Source organism: Aeromonas sp. Marseille-Q7275, from assembly GCF_965119515.1.
Genome location: NZ_CBCPLW010000015.1, coordinates 1 through 16,469 on the forward strand (window position 1 = coordinate 1; position 16,469 = coordinate 16,469).

Here is a 16,469-nt window from a genome sequence, read left to right on the forward strand (position 1 = left end):
GCCAGCGGGGCGCCCTGCTGGAAACCGTCTGGGACGGGCCACACAAGTCAGAGGCGTTGGGGCAAGCCACTGTGTCGCCAATCGGGTGTGCTTATGAAAGCCGTCTGGGACGAGACCCAGAGGTCAGAGAAGCCGGGGGGACAATCGCACTGTGTCGCCAATCGTGTTTGCTTATGAAAGCCGTCTGGGGCCGGGTTCAGAGGTCAGAGAAGCCGGGGACAATCGCACTGTGTCGCCAATCGGGTTTGCTTATGAAAGCCGTCTGGGGCCAGGCCCAGAGGTCAGAGGAGTTGGGGGCAATCGCACTGTGTCGCCAATCGGGTTTGCTTATGAAAGCCGTCTGGGACCAGACCCAGAGGTCAGAGGAGCCGGGAGCCAATAGGGCTGTGTCGCCGGTGGGGCAGCGAACTATAATGGGCACAATCCCGTTGTAGAACCCGGCCAAGATGTATCGACTCCTGCTCCTGCTATTCACGCTCTCCCTCTCCTCCTCCCCGATGGCGGCCACCCGATTTACCCTGCTCAGCCCGGAAAACGAACAGGATGCCCGCATGGACTACTACCGGGAGGCGATGCGGCTGGCGCTGGAGAAGACCCGCCAGCAATACGGCGACTACGAACTGCGTGACTCCCTCAAGATGAACAAGGCGCGGATGCGGCTCGAGGTGCAAAAACCGGGCAAGAGTGCCCTCTTCATCGTCGACAGCTGGCCCCAGAAGACGCCTCACCCCGAGGTCAGCCTGCTCCCCTTCCCCATCGATCTCGGCATTCTCGGTTACCGGGTCTGCTTCGTCGCGGCTGACCGCGCCAAGGATCTGGCCGGGGTCCGTACCCTGGCCCAGCTTCAGGCGTTCAGTCAGGGGACAGGCAAGGAGTGGCAGGATGCCGACATCCTGCGCCACAACGGCTTCCAGGTGCAGGAGGTGGACAACTACGAGTCGCTGTTTCGCATGGTGGCCCGCGGCCGGGTCGATCTCTTCTGTCGCGGCGCCAACGAGATACTGGCGGAGTGGGAGACCCACCACCCCAGGCTGCCGACCCTCGCCGTCGATCGCCATGTGGCCCTCTTCTACCCGCTGATCCACGCCTTCTACAGCCATGCCACCTACGACAAGGAGCGCGAGCGCATCCAGCTCGGCCTGCGGCTGGCCTGGCAGGACGGTTCACTCAAACGGCTCTGGCGCCAGCACTTCCAACCCTCCCTGGCGTTCACCCAGCTAGCCTCGCGCCAGCTGTTCAGGCTGAGCAACCCCCAGCTGCCCGGCGAGGGGAGCGACTACAGATCCTATCTCTATGATCCGGCCCGGGATGCCTTCGGCGTGCCTCCCCACGACAAGGGGGACAAGATCGGCAAGTAGCGCCTAGCCCCGTGCCCCCTGCTCGCGACACAGGGGGACAAGGTCGGCAAGTAGCGCCTAGCCCCGCGCCCCCTGCTCGCGACACAGGGGGACAAGGTCGGCAAGTAGCGCCTAGCCCCGCGCCCCCTGCTCGCGACACAGGGCGAGCCAGGCCTCGGCAGTGCGGGAGAGGTAGCGCTTCGCTGGCCAGATCACCCCGAGCCGCCAGCTCAGCTCCGGCAACAAGGGCCTCAGCACCAGGCCGTCCGGGGTCAGCCGCCGGCAGATGGGCTCGGGCAGGAAGGCGACCCCCATGCCGCTGCGCACCATGGCGGTGAGAAAATCCCACTGACTGCTGCGCGCCGCCACCTGGGGCACGAAGCCCGCCTGCTGACAGGCCTGCTCCAGCCGCTCGCTCAGGGTGAAGGCCTGGGTGTAGAGCAGGAAGGGCTCCTCCTGCAGATCCGCCAGCCGGATCTCGCTCTCCCCGCGCCAGCGGGGCAGGTCCGGCAGCACCACCTGAATGGGATAGCAGTCCAGCTCCAGGGCGCTCAGTACCCCCTCTTCCCTGGTCGGCAACATGGTGATGGCGAGATCCAGCTCCCCCTCCAGCACCGCCTGCTCGATGCGGCGCCCGCCGTACTCGACGATGGAGAGCTCCACCTTGGGGTAGCGGCTGCGGTAGGCGCGGATAAGATCCGCATAGACGTGGCCCACCATGGGGGGGATGCCCAGCGCCAGGCGCCCGTGCTGCAGGCTCTGCAGATCCGCAAGCTCCGCCTCCAGCTGCTGCATCTGGGCCAGGATCAGCTGGCCGCGGGCAAACAGCACCTGGCCGCTGTCGGTCAGGGTGAAGCTGTGCCCCTCCCGATTGAGCAGGGGCTGGCCCAGCACCTCCTCCATGCTGCGGATCATCTTGCTGATGGTGGGCTGGGTGACGAACAGCTTCTCGGAGGCGCGGGTGAAGCTCTTCTCCCGCACCAGTTCGACAAAGTAACGCAGGGCTCGGATATCCATGGGACGCTCGTCTGGGGTGATCGCCAAATAATGCCAATTTGGCATATTTTTCATAATTTAAATTCATTTTTTGCAGGTTTAGCCCCCGTTTATACTGTGATCAGGTTCACAGAAAGACGCCCATCATGAAAGCCTTCTGCCTTCGCTGGTTGCAAACCCCCTTCCAAATCGCCCTGCTGGCGGCCATCTGGCTGCTGGCCGACACCGCGGTACGCACCTTCCACCTGCCCCTGCCCGCCAACCTCACCGGCATGCTGCTGCTGCTGATCTGCATCCTGCTCGGGGTGGTCAAGGCCCAGTGGTTCAGCGCCGGAGCCCGCTGGCTGCTGGCGGAGATGCTGCTGTTCTTCGTGCCCGCCGTGGTGGCCGTGGTCAACTATCAGGATCTACTGCTGCAGGAGGGATGGCGCATCATGGTGGTGCTGGTGACAAGCACTGTGCTGGTACTCGGCACCACGGCCCTGGTGGTGGACAGGGTCTATCGCCTGGAGCTGAAGCTGGCCCGCCGGAGTCGTCGCCATGTCTGACACCCTGCTCGGCCTGCTCTGCTTCGCCCTCACCCTGCTGTTCTACTACGCCAGCAAGTGGCTCTATGGCAAGAAGCGCATCCTGCCCCTGATGCCGCTGCTGCTGGCCCCCGCCCTGCTGGTGGCCGTGGTGGTGCTGTTCCACATCCCCTATCAGGACTACATGGCCGAATCCCACTGGCTACTCTGGCTGCTGGGCCCGGCCACCGTCGCCTTCGCGGTGCCCGTCTACGAGAACCGCGCGCTGATGCGCCGCCACTGGCTCTCCCTGTCGGTGGGGGTGCTCGCCTCAGTGCTCATGGCGGTGGGCAGCACAGTGCTGCTGGCCCGCTGGCTCAACCTCTCAGAGCTGCTGCAGCGCAGCATGGCCATGCGATCCATCACCACCCCTTTCGCGGTGGAGGCGACCCGCTCGGTCGGCGGCAATGCCGATCTCACCGCCCTGTTCGTGGTGCTGACCGGGGTGATCGGCATGGCGGTGGGGGAGAGTGTGCTGACGGTGCTCGCCATCCGCAGCCGCCTCGGCAAGGGGGCGGGTTTTGGCGCCTCCGCCCATGGCGCCGGCACCGCCAGGGCGTACCAGATGGGCAACGAGGAGGGGGTGGTCTCCAGCATGGTGATGATGATAGCCGGCATGGCGACTGTGCTGCTCGCCCCCCTGTTGGGCAAGTTGTTCTGGTAAGGCATTGCGACCACCAACGAGAAGAGGCGCCCAAGGGCGCCTCTTCTGTTTTCCTCTCTTTATACCGCTTTAGAACCTTTCTACGATCTGTCGCGAGAGGCCGTCAGCAAGGTAAAGAGCAGCGCAGGAACCGGAGCGTATAGATATACGTGAGCCCTCTTGGTTACAAACAAGCGAGCAGCACATGAGCCTTGATCACGACCTCGCAGTAAGATCGTGAACAGGTTCTTACAGGCTGGCGCAGATCTGCCACAAGTCGTACTGAATGGCGGCGGCCGTCACCTCGCGCCCCGCCCCCGGCCCCTGAATGACCAGGGGGTTGGTGCGATAGCTGTCGCTCTCGATGGCGAACACGTTGTCGCAGGGCAGGAGGTTGGCGAACGGATGGTGGGGCTCCAGGGTCTCCAGCCCGACCCGCGCCTTGCCGTCGTGCTCGAAACGGGCGACGTAGCGCAGCACCTTGCCGACCCGGCATGCCCCCTCGAACGCGGTCTGGATGGGATCATCCAGCTCTTTCAGCCTGTCCATGAACTGATCCGTGCTCACCTTGCGCAGGGAGACGGGCACCAGGTTCTCCAGCTCGATGTCGGCGGAGTCGAGCTCGAAGCCCGCCTCCCGCGCCAGGATGAGCAGCTTGCGGCGCACGTCCTGACCGGAGAGATCCTCCCGTGGATCCGGCTCGGTCAGACCGTGCTGCCAGGCCTCGTCCACCAGCTCGGAGAAGGGGCGGCTGCCGTCATACTGCTGGAACAGCCAGGAGAGGGTACCTGAGAAGATGCCGGAGACTCCCTGGATGCGATCCCCGCTCTGGCGCAGCATCTGGATGCTGGACTGGATGGGCAGCCCGGCCCCCACGGTGGCGTTGTAGCGCCACTGCACCTGATGATCGCGGCAGATCTGCTTGATGCGCTGGTAGAACTCGCTGTCGGCGGCGCCGGCAAACTTGTTGGCCGCAATGATGTGGCAGCCGAGCTGGGCGAAGTCCGGGTAGTAGCGGCTCACCGTCTCGCTGGCGGTCATGTCGAGGGCGATCAGGGAGTCAAAACCGTGCTGCTCCAGCTGGGAGAGCAGCTCCGGCCAGATAAGCGGCCTGGGGTTGAAGTTGTCGCGCACCTTGAGGGGATCCAGCCCCTCTTCATCCAGCAGGCCTCCCTTGGAGTCGAACACCCCGTAGAGGGTGAGCGCCAGATTGAGCTCGTGCTCGAGCCGCGCCTTCTCCCGGGCGTAGAGCGCCAGCCAGTGACCCCCTATGTTGCCCTTGCCGAACACCACCAGACCGACCCGGGTCGGGCGGCTGAACAGGGCGCTGTGCAGGGCGATGAGCAGGGGCTCCAGCACCACCTGGCGCAGCACGGCCACCAGGCTCAGGCCATCTCGGGCCACCTGGACGAACTCCAGGGGCTGATCCGCCAGCAGCTGGTAGAAGCGGTGACACTGCTCGGCGTTGTCGGTCACCCCTGCCCCCACCAGGGCCACCAGGCTGAACCCCTCCTTCTGGATGAGGCCAGTGAAGCTGCCCTGCAGCTGGAAGTCCCGCAGCACCTCGAAGGCCCCTTGCGCCACCTCCAGGGTGTAGGCCAGGCGCAGCACCCGCCGATCCGGCTGGCGCTGCAGGGTGAGCGGGTGGAGGCGATGGCGGGCCAGATGGGCCTCGATAGCCGCCACCGTCTGCTCATAACCTGTCTGGGGCAGCACCTTGAGCTCGATGAGGGCTATCTGATCCACCGAGGAGACGATGCGCGCCCCGCCGGAGCGCGGCGCCCGGCGCAGTATGTGGGTGCAGCCCTCGTCCGGGTTGTAGCTGCAGCGCAGGGTGAGGCGCTGGCGGCTGTCGGCCACCGGCTGCAGGGTGCGGGAATGGAGCACCGAGGAGCCGAGGCGGGCCAGCTCGTTGGCCTCCGCCAGGCTCAGGCGCTCCAGCAGGCGCGCCTCCTTCACCCGGCGCGGATCGGCGCTGTAGACACCGGCCACGTCGCTCCAGATGGTGGTGGACTCCCCGTCCGCCAGGGCGGCCAGCAGGCTGGCGCTGTAGTCGGATCCGTTGCGGCCGAGCAGTAAGGAGCGCCCCTCCATGTCGGCGGCGATGAAGCCGGTCACCACTATGCGGCCGGGATGCTCCGCCAAGCGGGCCTTGAGCAGCTCGCTGGAGATGGCGGTATTGACCTTGACCAGGGCGCCATCCTCGGCGCGCAGGAAGCTGCGGGCGTCGAGCCAGATGGCCTTGTCGCCGCGGCTGCTGAGCAGGGCGGCCAGCAGGCGCGCCGACCACACCTCGCCAAAGGCCAACAGGCCGTTGCGCTCGAAGCGATCAAACTGCCCTTCCAGGGTCTTGGCGATCTGCTGCATGTCATCGGTCAGCTGCTGGCTCAAGTCGAGCAGCAACTCCCCCTCCAGCAGGCCGTCGATCAGGCTCTGCTGGTAGGCGTGCAGGGCAGTGATGGCTTCCCCTGCGGCCTCGTCACCCGCCTCGGCCAGTTCCACCAGCTGGATCAGCCGGTTGGTGGTCTTGCCGGCGGCGGAGACCACCACCAGCTCCCTGCCACCGCCCTGCTGCTCGGCCTGTTGTTCGAGAATGCTGGCGACCCGGCGATAGCAGACAGGATCCGCCAGGCTACTGCCGCCAAACTTGTGCACATGACGCCGCTTCAAGGCTCTCTCTGCCGCCACCGCACTCTCTCCTTGCTGTTGCTGTTCCATTACTTCACCTGCTCTGCCTGTTGTGCCAACTGCGCCTGTTCAAAGCCTTGAGCCAGATCGGCCACCAGGTCTTCACCGTGTTCTATGCCCACCGAGAGGCGCAGCAACTGGGCGCTGATGCCCGCCGCCTGCTGCGCCGCCGGAGTCATGGCCCTGTGGGTCATGCTGGCCGGATGGGCCACCAGACTCTCCACCCCGCCGAGGGATTCCGCCACCGAGAAGAGGCGCAGCGCCGCGAGGAAGGCGCGCAGCCCCGTCTCGTTGCAATCGAGTTCAAAACTTAGCATGGCGCCGAAGCCGGACTGTTGACGGCGCGCAATCTCGTGGCCCGGGTGGCTCGGCAGGCTGGGATGATAGATTTTTTTGACCAGCGGCTGCTGCTGCAGGAAGGCCAGGATCCTGTCCGTATTCTCCTGATGGGCACGCAGGCGCGGCGCCAGGGTGCGTAGACCGCGCAGGGTGAGGTAGGAGTCGAAGGCGCCGGAGGTGAGCCCCAGACAGTTGGCCCACCACACCAGGGACTCGGCCAGCTCGGCCTCCTTGGCGATCGCGACCCCGCCCACCACGTCGGAGTGGCCGTTGATGTACTTGGTGGTCGAATGCACCACCACGTCGGCCCCCAGCGAGAGCGGCTGTTGCAGCAGCGGGGAGAGGAAGGTGTTGTCCACCACCACTTTGGCACCCACCTCATGGGAGGCGGCGGCGATGGCGGCCACGTCCACCACCCGCAGCAGCGGGTTGGAGGGGGTCTCTACCCACACCAGGGCCGGTTGCTGCGCCAGGGCCTCGGCGAGCGCCGACTCGTCTCCCTGATCGACGAACTGCACCCGGTAGTGGCCCTTGGCCGCCAGATACTCGAACAGGCGCCAGGTACCGCCGTAACAGTCGTGGGGGGCGATCAGCAGATCCCCCGCCTTGAGCAGGGCCGTGGTCACCAGGTGCACGGCTCCCATGCCGGTACCGGTCACTACGGCGCCGGCGCCCCCTTCAAGGGCCGCCAGGGCGTCCGCCAGATTGGTGCGGGTCGGGTTGCCTGAGCGGGCATAATCGTATTGACGGGGCTCGCCAAAGTCGGCAAAGGTGTAGTTGCTGGAGAGGTAGATGGGGGGCACCACGGCACCGTGTTGTGTGTCTGTCTCAATCCCGGTGCGTACCGCCAGGGTGGCCTTGTGGGTCATGTCACTCTCCTTGATGTGTTGCCGGAGCCGGTCCGCCTCGTGGATCGTCCTGCCCCGCTCTCATTTGCGCTGGCCGGAGTGCCGGCCCATGGTGCATCACACTACGCCACCTTAAAAAAGCCGTCAACACTTCTAGACGTCTAAATGGCTTTGCTGTTGGATTGCCATTGAATTCCTTAAGGGTTAAAATCCGCGCTCACGGCCAAACGAGAACAGGTGGAACATGGGTACAGAGTGGAACGGCGACTACGTCAGCCCCTATGCGGAGCACGGCAAGAAGAGCGAACAGGTCAAGAAGATTACCGTCTCGATCCCGCTCAAGGTGCTGAAGGTGTTGACCGATGAGCGCACCCGTCGCCAGGTGAACAACCTGCGTCATGCGACCAACAGCGAGCTGCTCTGTGAGGCCTTCCTGCACGCATTCACCGGTCAGCCGCTGCCCTGTGACGACGATCTGCGCAAGGATCATCCGGACAGCGTCCCCGCCGAGGCCCGCGCCATCATGGAGGCGCTCGGCAAAGAGATCGAAGATTTCGACGCCGAGTAATCCGGTGGCCCATGGCACATAATCCCCCCTCTTCGATGACGCGGCCCGGTGCCGCGTCATCCCTATCCGCCCCCAGCCCGTTCAGCCTGCGCCGCTACCAGAGCGACATCAGCAGCCACAGCCACGACTTCGCCCAGCTGGTGATCCCCCTGGACGGCCCCCTCGAGATCGAGGTGCAGGGCCAGGGTCGCCGCCTCGCCCCTGGCTTTGCCTGCGTCATCGCCCCCGGTCTTCGCCACGACTACGCCGCCGACCCGGCGCTCTCCTTCCTGGTGCAGGAGAGCCACTGGCTGCCCGAGGCCCTTGGCGAGCGCCCCTTCATCCCCCTGGACGAGCCCCAGCGCCACTACCTCGCCTTCCTCCATCAGATGGTGCGTCAGGGCCGTCATGTGGCCGGCATGGAGCAGGTCTGGCTGGGCCTCCTGGCCCAGGGTCAGGGCATGGGCCCCACCCTGGCCCCCCGCATGACAAGAGTGCAGCGCCACATCGAGGCCCACCTCGCCGAGCCCCTTGGCAACGAGCGGCTCGCCGCTGTTGCCTGCCTCGGCCAGAGCCAGTTCAAGCACGCCTTTCGCCAGCAGTTCGGCATGAGCGCCTCCCACTACATCCGCGGGCGGCGCATGGCGCTGGCACGCACCCTGCTGGCTCACAGTGCCCTGCCCATAGGCGAGGTGGCCAGCCGCTGCGGCTATCAGGATCAGGGAGCCTTCGCCGAGCGCTTCCTGGCCGAGACGGGCCTCACCCCCTCCCGCTGGCGCCAGCAAAACGGCCCGCAGCCATAACAGTCCGGCTCCTTGCCGAAGACAGGGGCTGCCGTTTCGAGGCATGCTGGGGTCAATGCATGGTGTGTGAAAGGAGGAGCCAAGATGCAGACCATAAGCTGGCAGCAGTTCGAGATGGTGGAGCTGAGAGTGGGCACCCTGGTGCGGGTCGAGCCCTTCCCCGAGGCGCGCAAGCCCGCCTACAAGGTGTGGGCGGATTTCGGCCCCGAGCTCGGGGTGCGCAAGAGCAGCGCCCAGATAACGGATCTCTATCAGCCGGAGGATCTGGTAGGGCGCCAGATCGTCGCCGTGGTGAACTTCCCGGCCAAGCAGATCGGCCCCATCCAGTCGGAGTTTCTGCTGACCGGCTTCTACCGGGCCGATGGCGCCGTGGTGATGGCCATCCCGGAGCAGGCGGTGGAGAACGGCGCCAAGCTGGGTTGAGGCCCTGTGCCCCATGAAAGAGAAGAGGCGACCCCGGGGTCGCCTCTTCTCTTTTTAACCACCGCGCCGCAGTTACTTCAGCAGGCTGAAGAGCAGGGCCGAGACCGAGAGCGAACCGGTCAGCAGGATGAAGCCGTTCACCCAGCCCTGACGGAAGCGGGCCAGCGCCTCCACCCTGTAGATGGCCACCACCGGCATGATGAAGAGGATCATGGCGATGACGGGGCCGGAGAGGGTCTCCATCAGCCCGAGGATGCCCGGGTTGATGACGGCGGCGCCCCAGATGGCGAAGAACATCAGGGCGATGCCGAGCCGGTCCGCCTTGGCCAGCGACAGCCCTGTGGGCTTGGCGATCAGGCTTTTCAGGCTCTCCCGGGCGCCGAGGAAGTGGCCGAGGAAGGAGGAGCTGATGGCGATGAAGGCGATGAGCGGCCCCAGGGTCACGATCACAGGGTTGTCTGTGATGTTCGCAAGATAGGAGAGCACGGAGACGTTCTGGGCCTTGGCCTCTGCCAGCTGGGCCGGGGAGAGGCTCAACACGCAGGAGAAGACGAAGAAGAGCACGAAGCCCACCAGCATGACGGTGGTGTTGCGCAGGATCAGGCCGCTCTTGGCTTCGGCCTGCTCGCCATATTCCCGGCGCTGCACGTTGGCAAAGCCGGAGATGGCGGCGGCGTGGCTGAAGGCGAACACTGTGACCGGCAGCGCCAGCCAGACGGTGTTGAGGAAGCTGGCCCCCTCGAACGCGGTCGCCTCCGGCCAGTGCCACTGGGGAATGAGGTAGCAGGAGAGCGCCGCCAGAATGGCCGCCAGCGGGTAGACCATGAAGGCAAAGGCCCGCAGCATCGCCTTCTCCCCCGCCATCATCACGGCGATCATGGCGAACACCAGCAGGCCAGAGAGCATCACCCGGTTCGGGGCATCCATGCCGAGCTGGTTGATCATGAAGCTCTCCACCGTGTTGGTGAGCCCGACGCCGTAGATGAGCAGTATGGGGAAGATGGAGAGGAAGTAGAGCGCCGAGATGAGGCGACCGGCCATCTTGCCGAAGTGCTCCTCCGCCACCTCGGTGAAGTCGGCGTGGGGGCGCGAGGAAGAGAGCACGAAGCGCGCCAGCCCGCGGTGGGCCAGGAAGGTCATGGGGCCCGCCAGCACGGCGACGATGACCAGGGGCCAGATGCCCCCCAGACCCAGGTTGATGGGCAGGAACAGTATGCCGGCGCCGACCGCGGTGCCAAACAGGCTGATGACCCAGTGGGTATCGTGACGACGCCAGCCAGTGCGGCTGATGGATGGGGAACCAGATAGCTCCCGGGTGACCTCTGCAGATGAACTCATTGATAAACCACTTATATATAGTATTAAAATCTAAAAATATTGTGCTCCTTTAGCATTTAATTCTCAAAAAACGGCATTGGCAGATCTCACTGGCAAAGCCAGGCTCAGCCAGTGAGATTGGGCGGCATTTCCAGCCCGCCCTGTTCGGTTAAACCTTTAAACGGCGAATTTAACGAAATATAAAACCAAAATATAACCACTGGTCGATTTTTTATTTTGACCAATACGAAGTTTTCAGAATTACCTGAAAATAGATGCCAGCACTTTGGGTTTGATTGTGATGATCCACTACAGCAATCCATTTAAGTAGCGAATACACCTGAATATGCCGCGCCAAGCCAGCGGATCACACCAGGCGATCAGGCGGCCACGGGGCCGCCTGATTGGATGAACTGGCTACATTTCAACCGGCTCAGTGAGTCAGGATCTTGCCCCAGGCGAGATCCGGGTCCCCCATCACGATGAAGTCAGGGTTCTCCAGCGACTCCGTTTCGTTGTAGCTGAGCGGTTGCAACGCCAGGCTGAGGATGCGCCCCCCCGCCGCCTCGACGATGCACTGGGCGGCGGCGGTGTCCCACTCGCCGGTGGGACCGAGCCGCACATAGCAGTCTGCCGCCCCTTCCGCCACCAGGCAGGACTTGAGGGAGCTGGAGCCAAGCGGGATCAGCTCGTAGTTGATGGCCGGGTTGAGGCGGCGGGTCAGGTTCTCCAGCTTCTGGCGGCGGCTGATGGCCACCACCAGGGAGTCGGGCTGGTCGTGCTCGTGGTGCATGGCGCTGATGGGGTACACCTCGTCATTCACCTCCTTGAAGGCGCCGTGGCCGCGCACCGCCCAGTAGAGCACGTCGGCCTCGGGGGCATAGATGACCCCGAGCACCGGGACATTGTCCCGCACCAGGGCGATCAGGGTGGCGAAGTCGCCGCTGCCGGCGATGAACTCGCCGGTGCCGTCGAGGGGGTCCACCAGCCAGTATTGCCGCCAGTTGGCTCGCTGGCTGAAGGGCACATCGGCCGCCTCTTCGGTCAGCACGGGCACATGGGGGGTGAGCGCCGACAGCGCCTGCTTGAGGTAGGCATCGGCAGCAAGATCGGCACTGGTGACCGGGGTCGCATCCTCCTTCAGCTGACGCTCGAACTGACCGCCGTGATAGATTTCGTGAAGGATACGTCCCGCTTCGCGGGCTATCTCCTTGACCCCAGGTATCCAGGCCAACAACTCCTGCATCTTGTTATCCTCTGTTTTTATTACCTTTACCCACGTTTGGGCTAGCTTTCCTGCTCCGCCAGCCATTTGCTGGCCAGCAGCAGGGCACTGATGCTGCGCGACTCGGTGAAGTCGGGTCGCGCCAGCAATTCGTCGATGCGATTGAGGGGCCAGGGGATCACCTCGAGGGGCTCGGGCTCGTCGCCCACCCGCTGCTCGGGGTAGAGATCCCGCGCCAGCAGTATGTCCATCCGGCTGGAAAAATAGCCGGGGGCCAGGGAGACCTGCTTGAGGGGGATCAGGTCACGGGCCCCGAAGCCCGCCTCCTCCATCAGCTCCCGGTTGCCCGCCTCGAAGGCATCTTCGCCCGGATCGATCAGCCCCTTGGGGAAGCCCAGCTCGTAGGAGTGAGTGCCCGCCGCGTATTCGCGCACCAGCAGCAGGGTGTGGGCATCGAACAGGGGCACCACCATGACGGCACCCCGGTTGCCGCCGCGCATCCGCTCGTAGACCCGCTCCTCCCCGTTGCTGAATTTCAGGTGCAGGGATTCCACCTTGAACAGCCGGCTCTCGGCCACCAGCTCGGCCTTGATGATCTCCGGCTTGCGCTTGTCATGGGCCATGGCCTCGACGCGGACGTGTTCGGGTTTGCACTTGTGGGGGTCACTCATCTGGGCTGACTGCTCGTTAAAAAAGAGTGCTTCAAGAGTAAACGACTCCCCGAGGGAACACCACGGGGCAAGGGCCGGAAAGGTGCCTGAAAAATCCGTTATAATGCCCCCCGTTTTCCCCACCCAGTCCGACACAAAGAGGCCCCATGCCCACCCCACTGCCCTGGCACCAGATAGACACAGTTCTGCTCGACATGGATGGCACCCTGATCGACCTTCATTTTGACAGCCACCTCTGGCAGCAGCTGGTGCCCGAGCGCTACGCTGCGCGCCTCGGCCTGCCGCTGGCCGACGCCAAGGCGCAGATCGATGCCCACTATCAGGCCGTCAGCGGCACCCTCGACTGGTACTGCGTCGACTACTGGAGCCGGACCCTCGGGCTCGACATCCGCGCCCTCAAGCAGGAGATACTGGACAAGATCCAGTGGCGGCCCCACGTCATTCCCTTCCTGGCCGCCCTGCGGGCGGCGGGCAAGCAGCTGGTACTCTTCACCAATGCCCACCCCGCCAGCCTGTCGGTCAAGGATGCGCACCTCGATCTCGCCAGCCACCTGGATCTCATGGTGAGCACCCATGAGCTCGGCTGGTCGAAGGAGAGCCAGCACTGCTGGCAGGCGCTGGCAGAACGACTGGCATTCGATCCGGCCCGCACCCTGTTCGTCGATGACAGCGAGCGGATCCTGCGCGCCGCCGCCGACTACGGCATCGGTTATCAGCTCGCCATACAGAACCCGGACAGTCGCCAGCCGGGGCAGCAGATTACCGCCTTCCCGGCGATCCGCGACTACGCCGAGTTATTGCCGCTGGCCGTGTGAATCGGCATTTTGCGCATCAATGGGGAAGTCACAGACCCCATGAGCAAGCGGACAAACAGAAGGGCTGCCTGGGCAGCCCTTTCTCCTTGAGGGCGGGCTAGTCCACCCACTCCACCAGCCGGTACTGCTTCTTGCCCCGGCGCAGCAGCAGGTAGCGGCCAAACAACCAGTCCGCCGCACTGAGCCGTTCATCCTGTCTTATCGCGCCGTTGAGGCTGATGGCACCCGCCCCCAGCAGCTCGCGGGCGATGCGCTTCGAACTCGCCAGACCGCTCTCCACCAGCAGGGTCACCAGATCCGCTTCCTTCTCGATACGGCAGCTCGGCATGCCATCCTGGGCCAGCTGGGCGAGATCGCTTTCCCCAAGGCGGGCCACGTCGCCGCAAAACAGCAGCTCGCCGATGCGCCGCGCCGCCGCCAGTGCCCCCTTGCCGTGCACCAGTTCGGTCAACTCGTCCGCCAGCACCTGCTGGGCCTGCTTGCGCCCCTGCCGACCCGCATCTTCGACTTCCAGCTCCCTGATGGCCGCCAGCGGCATAAAGCTGTAGTAGCGCAGGAAACGGTAGACATCCTCGTCCGCCGTGCCGAGCCAGAACTGATGGAAGGCGTAGGGCGAGGTGAGCGCCGGATCCAGCCAGATGCCCCCCCCTTCCGTCTTGCCGAACTTGGTGCCATCCGCCTTGGTGATGAGGGGCAGCGTCATACCATGAACCTGGGCCTGATGCAGTCGCCGGGTGAGATCCATGCCGCTGGTGATGTTGCCCCATTGATCGTTGCCGCCGATCTGCAGGGTGCAGCCGAGACGCTGGTTGAGCACAGCGAAGTCCTGGGATTGCAGCAGGGCGTAGGAGAACTCGGTAAAGGAGATGCCCTGATCCGGGCGAGCCAGCCGCTGGCGCACCGATTCCCGCGCCAGCATGGCGTTGACCGAGAAGTGCTTGCCGATGTCCCGCAGAAAATCGAGGGCCGACATCTGCCCCATCCAGTCGGCGTTGTTGACCAGCACAGGGGCCGCCAGCCCCTCGCTCGCGGGCAGCAGCGCCCGGATCTGGGCGGACAGGCTGGCCACCCAGCCCTGCACGGTTTCGCTGCTGTTGAGGCTGCGCTCGGTCGCCTTGAAGCTGGGATCGCCGATGAGGCCGGTGGCGCCCCCCACCAGGGCCACAGGGGTGTGGCCCGCGAGCTGGAAGCGGCGCAGCATCAAGAGCGGCACCAGATGGCCTATGTGCAGGCTGCCAGCGGTGGGATCGAAGCCGCAATAGAGGGTGCGCGGCGTGGCGAGGTGGGAGGCCAGCGCCACCGGGTCGGGCATCTGGGCCACCAGGCCGCGCTCAGCAAGATCATCAAGCAAATGGGGGTCGATCATGGGGTCTCCAACAGCAGGGGAAAGTCGCCATACTCGCCCCTATGACTGGTGGCGGATATGTCCCCCAGGGGACAGTTTTGCCACTCTCGTGCTAGCATCCCGCCCATATCGGGGTGCTTTCCCCGCCAGCCGGAGCCCATCGCCATGAGCCAGCCCCTCGCCACAGACTCGCTGACCCAGAGCCTGACCGCCGTCGTCGATGCCCTGCACAGCCCGGCCTTTGCGGCGGCCCTGGTGCGCCTCATCCAGCAGCAGGTGGCGTTCGACTGCGCCCTGCTGCTCGGGGTGGGACAGCGTCCCGTCTACCTCTATGACAACCTGAGCCACCAGCGGGCTCTGCTGTTTGATCGCTACCTCACCAGCCACTTCAGCCAGGATCCCTTTATGCTGGCGCTTCAGGACGGCCTCCCCGCCGGGGTCTGGACCCTGGCACAGGTGTCCAAGGGGCGGCTCGATCCCGAATACCGCCACCACTTCTATCAGGCCACCGGCTGGCAGGAGGAGGTGGGGCTGATCCTGCCGGTGCGCAGTGGTCTCACCCTGATGCTGTTTCTGGGCCGCCTCGACAAGCGCCAGAGCCTTAGTCCACAAGAGCGGGCCAGGCTGGAAGCCTTGTTCCCCCTGGTGCACTCCCTGTGCCGCCAGCAGTGGCGGGAGGCGGTACCAATGCTGGCCCAGAGCGCGGCGACGAGAGCCACGGATGGTGCTGCGAAAAGTGCAGCCAAGAGTACGGCAAAGGATAGGGTGCAAGGCGTAGCGGCCAGCCTGGACGGCGCCAGCCTCAAGGCCGCAGTGGAGCAGGCGATGAGCAGCGTGGGCGGAGACAGGCTCACCCGCCGGGAGCGGCAGGTGGCGAGCCTGCTGCTGCAGGGGCTGGACACGGAGGGAATCGCCGCCGAACTCGGCATCGGCAGCGGCACCGTGAAGAATCACCGCAAGCACCTCTACGGCAAGCTGCGGCTCGGCTCCCGGGCCGAGCTGTTCAGCCTCTTTCTCAACCACCTCATCACCACATCGACGAGCTAGCGCCCCACCATAGGCCTGAGCCCATCACAGTACAGCCCTGCCACCTTGGTGATTCAAGATGGCTGCCACCCCTGGTAGCTGGTGAGGCAATAGCCTCTCGCCGCGATCAACTCAGGCAGGGCCGGATCGGTGAGGATGGCCAGCTCGGTGAGCCTGGGTTGGTGATAAGCGCTGCGCTGCACTTCGAGATCGATAAAGGCGGGGTGGCACATGATCTCCAGGGAGTTGACCCCCTGTTCATTGGCGTCATCCAGCAGTTGCAGCAACAGCTCCCGGGTGAGTGACTCACCATAGAAGCGGCTGTCAAAGCGCTGGCAACTGAGCTCATGGTTGACGGTCAGGCCGTGACGGCGCACCTCCTCCCGATCGATGCGCATAGGGATGCCCTGCTGGCGGGCGAAGGCTTCCACCAGCGGATAGAGGCTCGGCAGCATATGCACATGGTGATGGCTGTCGATGTGGCTGGGCGAGCGGCCAAACAGGGTGACGAAACGATCGAACTGCTGCCTGAGCTCTTCCATGATTTCCCTTGCGACCAGCAGGCCCTGCTCGCTTTTTTGCCAGATGCTCTTGTCCAGCTCCCCCCGGGCATTGACCAGGCAGGAGAGAGGAGAGAGCGGCTTGCCCCAAGTGAGCACGAAGTGCAGCCCGATGGGCAAGTCCGGGAAGCGCTTGGCCAGCCAGGCCGCATGCGCTATGGCCGGGGAGTTGACCATGGCGGTGGTCGAGCTGACCACCCCATGCTCGAAGGCTTCCACTATGCCGTAGCTCTGGGCAGGGCAGAGACCAAAGTCGTCGGCATTGATAATCAATCTTTTATGCATCTCTATCTCCTGTATTACCCCGCCGATGATCAACG

General features: G+C 64.6%; 16 protein-coding genes. 8 read left to right on the forward strand and 8 right to left on the reverse strand.

The genetic code is table 11. The features are described from left to right. The first annotated feature begins 446 nt into the window (after nucleotides 1-446). Entirely contained in the window at nucleotides 447-1,358 is a 912-nt protein-coding gene (locus ACWPWQ_RS14450; protein WP_454010102.1) for a hypothetical protein, read from the forward strand. Between the two features lie 111 nt (nucleotides 1,359-1,469). Here the strand turns inward: ACWPWQ_RS14450 and ACWPWQ_RS14455 are convergent, their stop codons facing one another. Next, entirely contained in the window at nucleotides 1,470-2,354 is an 885-nt protein-coding gene (locus ACWPWQ_RS14455; protein ID WP_454010103.1) for a LysR substrate-binding domain-containing protein, read from the reverse strand. A gap of 125 nt (nucleotides 2,355-2,479) precedes the next feature. On the opposite strand from ACWPWQ_RS14455, the gene ACWPWQ_RS14460 reads away from it, so the two are divergent. Beyond that, a complete protein-coding gene (locus tag ACWPWQ_RS14460; protein WP_106885769.1) occupies nucleotides 2,480-2,881 on the forward strand; it encodes a CidA/LrgA family protein in 402 nt (133 codons plus the stop codon). Next, the gene (locus ACWPWQ_RS14465; RefSeq protein ID WP_289976461.1) at nucleotides 2,874-3,563 is read left to right on the forward strand and encodes an LrgB family protein; all 690 of its coding nucleotides are present in this window, start codon (nucleotides 2,874-2,876) and stop codon (nucleotides 3,561-3,563) included. The genes ACWPWQ_RS14460 and ACWPWQ_RS14465 overlap by 8 nt, the downstream gene beginning before the upstream one ends. Nucleotides 3,564-3,791: 228 nt before the next feature. Here ACWPWQ_RS14465 and ACWPWQ_RS14470 read toward each other — a convergent pair whose 3' ends face one another. Together ACWPWQ_RS14470 and metB are read right to left on the reverse strand one after the other, a co-directional pair. Further along, on the reverse strand, nucleotides 3,792-6,260 hold the full coding sequence (locus tag ACWPWQ_RS14470) for a bifunctional aspartate kinase/homoserine dehydrogenase II (protein ID WP_454010104.1): 2,469 nt from the start codon (nucleotides 6,258-6,260) through the stop codon (nucleotides 3,792-3,794). Continuing rightward, on the reverse strand, nucleotides 6,260-7,438 hold the full coding sequence (gene metB / locus ACWPWQ_RS14475; RefSeq protein WP_171273202.1) for a cystathionine gamma-synthase: 1,179 nt from the start codon (nucleotides 7,436-7,438) through the stop codon (nucleotides 6,260-6,262). The genes ACWPWQ_RS14470 and metB overlap by 1 nt, the downstream gene beginning before the upstream one ends. Before the next feature lie 223 nt (nucleotides 7,439-7,661). Here metB and metJ point away from each other — a divergent pair, with 223 nt between their 5' ends. The 3 genes from metJ to ACWPWQ_RS14490 all read left to right on the forward strand — a co-directional run bounded on the left by metJ (nucleotide 7,662) and on the right by ACWPWQ_RS14490 (nucleotide 9,190). Further along, nucleotides 7,662-7,985, forward strand: a complete 324-nt coding sequence (gene metJ, locus ACWPWQ_RS14480) for a met regulon transcriptional regulator MetJ (protein ID WP_005327165.1) — start codon at nucleotides 7,662-7,664, stop codon at nucleotides 7,983-7,985. 35 nt (nucleotides 7,986-8,020) lie between these two features. Then, nucleotides 8,021-8,767 (forward strand): helix-turn-helix domain-containing protein, encoded by a 747-nt coding sequence (locus ACWPWQ_RS14485; protein WP_454010152.1) that lies wholly within the window; start codon nucleotides 8,021-8,023, stop codon nucleotides 8,765-8,767. A gap of 84 nt (nucleotides 8,768-8,851) precedes the next feature. After that, nucleotides 8,852-9,190, forward strand: a complete 339-nt coding sequence (locus ACWPWQ_RS14490) for a tRNA-binding protein (RefSeq protein ID WP_005327160.1) — start codon at nucleotides 8,852-8,854, stop codon at nucleotides 9,188-9,190. 72 nt (nucleotides 9,191-9,262) lie between these two features. On the opposite strand, the gene ACWPWQ_RS14495 is transcribed toward ACWPWQ_RS14490, so the two are convergent. The 3 genes from ACWPWQ_RS14495 to nudE form a co-directional block, all read right to left on the reverse strand. Then, nucleotides 9,263-10,528, reverse strand: coding sequence for an aromatic amino acid transport family protein (locus tag ACWPWQ_RS14495; RefSeq protein WP_319917243.1), 1,266 nt, complete (start codon nucleotides 10,526-10,528; stop codon nucleotides 9,263-9,265). Between the two features lie 412 nt (nucleotides 10,529-10,940). Continuing rightward, entirely contained in the window at nucleotides 10,941-11,753 is an 813-nt protein-coding gene (gene cysQ / locus ACWPWQ_RS14500) for a 3'(2'),5'-bisphosphate nucleotidase CysQ (RefSeq protein WP_454010105.1), read from the reverse strand. Between the two features lie 41 nt (nucleotides 11,754-11,794). Further along, nucleotides 11,795-12,403, reverse strand: coding sequence for an ADP compounds hydrolase NudE (gene nudE, locus ACWPWQ_RS14505; protein WP_005327154.1), 609 nt, complete (start codon nucleotides 12,401-12,403; stop codon nucleotides 11,795-11,797). A 146-nt stretch (nucleotides 12,404-12,549) separates the two neighbouring features. On the opposite strand from nudE, the gene yrfG reads away from it, so the two are divergent. Continuing rightward, complete coding sequence (gene yrfG / locus ACWPWQ_RS14510; protein ID WP_454010106.1) at nucleotides 12,550-13,218, forward strand: GMP/IMP nucleotidase; 669 nt, start codon at nucleotides 12,550-12,552, stop codon at nucleotides 13,216-13,218. A gap of 97 nt (nucleotides 13,219-13,315) precedes the next feature. Here the strand turns inward: yrfG and tyrS are convergent, their stop codons facing one another. Continuing rightward, nucleotides 13,316-14,584 carry a tyrosine--tRNA ligase gene (gene tyrS, locus ACWPWQ_RS14515; RefSeq protein WP_454010107.1) on the reverse strand — a complete coding sequence of 423 codons (1,269 nt, stop codon included), beginning with the start codon at nucleotides 14,582-14,584 and terminating at the stop codon, nucleotides 13,316-13,318. A 144-nt stretch (nucleotides 14,585-14,728) separates the two neighbouring features. Between tyrS and ACWPWQ_RS14520 the strand changes: the two genes are divergently transcribed. After that, complete coding sequence (locus tag ACWPWQ_RS14520) at nucleotides 14,729-15,610, forward strand: helix-turn-helix transcriptional regulator (RefSeq protein ID WP_454010108.1); 882 nt, start codon at nucleotides 14,729-14,731, stop codon at nucleotides 15,608-15,610. Between the two features lie 53 nt (nucleotides 15,611-15,663). On the opposite strand, the gene chbG is transcribed toward ACWPWQ_RS14520, so the two are convergent. Further along, complete coding sequence (gene chbG / locus ACWPWQ_RS14525; protein ID WP_454010109.1) at nucleotides 15,664-16,434, reverse strand: chitin disaccharide deacetylase; 771 nt, start codon at nucleotides 16,432-16,434, stop codon at nucleotides 15,664-15,666. Nucleotides 16,435-16,469 lie beyond the last annotated feature (35 nt).

Excerpts from the sequence above, each read along its gene's own strand:
- ACWPWQ_RS14450 (WP_454010102.1), top strand. The coding sequence starts at position 447 with ATGTATCGACTCCTGCTCCTGCTATTCACGCTCTCCCTCTCCTCCTCC.
- ACWPWQ_RS14455 (WP_454010103.1), bottom strand. The coding sequence starts at position 2,354 with ATGGATATCCGAGCCCTGCGTTACTTTGTCGAACTGGTGCGGGAGAAG.
- ACWPWQ_RS14460 (WP_106885769.1), top strand. The coding sequence starts at position 2,480 with ATGAAAGCCTTCTGCCTTCGCTGGTTGCAAACCCCCTTCCAAATCGCC.
- ACWPWQ_RS14465 (WP_289976461.1), top strand. The coding sequence starts at position 2,874 with ATGTCTGACACCCTGCTCGGCCTGCTCTGCTTCGCCCTCACCCTGCTG.
- ACWPWQ_RS14470 (WP_454010104.1), bottom strand. The coding sequence starts at position 6,260 with ATGGAACAGCAACAGCAAGGAGAGAGTGCGGTGGCGGCAGAGAGAGCC.
- metB (WP_171273202.1), bottom strand. The coding sequence starts at position 7,438 with ATGACCCACAAGGCCACCCTGGCGGTACGCACCGGGATTGAGACAGAC.
- metJ (WP_005327165.1), top strand. The coding sequence starts at position 7,662 with ATGGGTACAGAGTGGAACGGCGACTACGTCAGCCCCTATGCGGAGCAC.
- ACWPWQ_RS14485 (WP_454010152.1), top strand. The coding sequence starts at position 8,021 with ATGACGCGGCCCGGTGCCGCGTCATCCCTATCCGCCCCCAGCCCGTTC.
- ACWPWQ_RS14490 (WP_005327160.1), top strand. The coding sequence starts at position 8,852 with ATGCAGACCATAAGCTGGCAGCAGTTCGAGATGGTGGAGCTGAGAGTG.
- ACWPWQ_RS14495 (WP_319917243.1), bottom strand. The coding sequence starts at position 10,528 with ATGAGTTCATCTGCAGAGGTCACCCGGGAGCTATCTGGTTCCCCATCC.
- cysQ (WP_454010105.1), bottom strand. The coding sequence starts at position 11,753 with ATGCAGGAGTTGTTGGCCTGGATACCTGGGGTCAAGGAGATAGCCCGC.
- nudE (WP_005327154.1), bottom strand. The coding sequence starts at position 12,403 with ATGAGTGACCCCCACAAGTGCAAACCCGAACACGTCCGCGTCGAGGCC.
- yrfG (WP_454010106.1), top strand. The coding sequence starts at position 12,550 with ATGCCCACCCCACTGCCCTGGCACCAGATAGACACAGTTCTGCTCGAC.
- tyrS (WP_454010107.1), bottom strand. The coding sequence starts at position 14,584 with ATGATCGACCCCCATTTGCTTGATGATCTTGCTGAGCGCGGCCTGGTG.
- ACWPWQ_RS14520 (WP_454010108.1), top strand. The coding sequence starts at position 14,729 with ATGAGCCAGCCCCTCGCCACAGACTCGCTGACCCAGAGCCTGACCGCC.
- chbG (WP_454010109.1), bottom strand. The coding sequence starts at position 16,434 with ATGCATAAAAGATTGATTATCAATGCCGACGACTTTGGTCTCTGCCCT.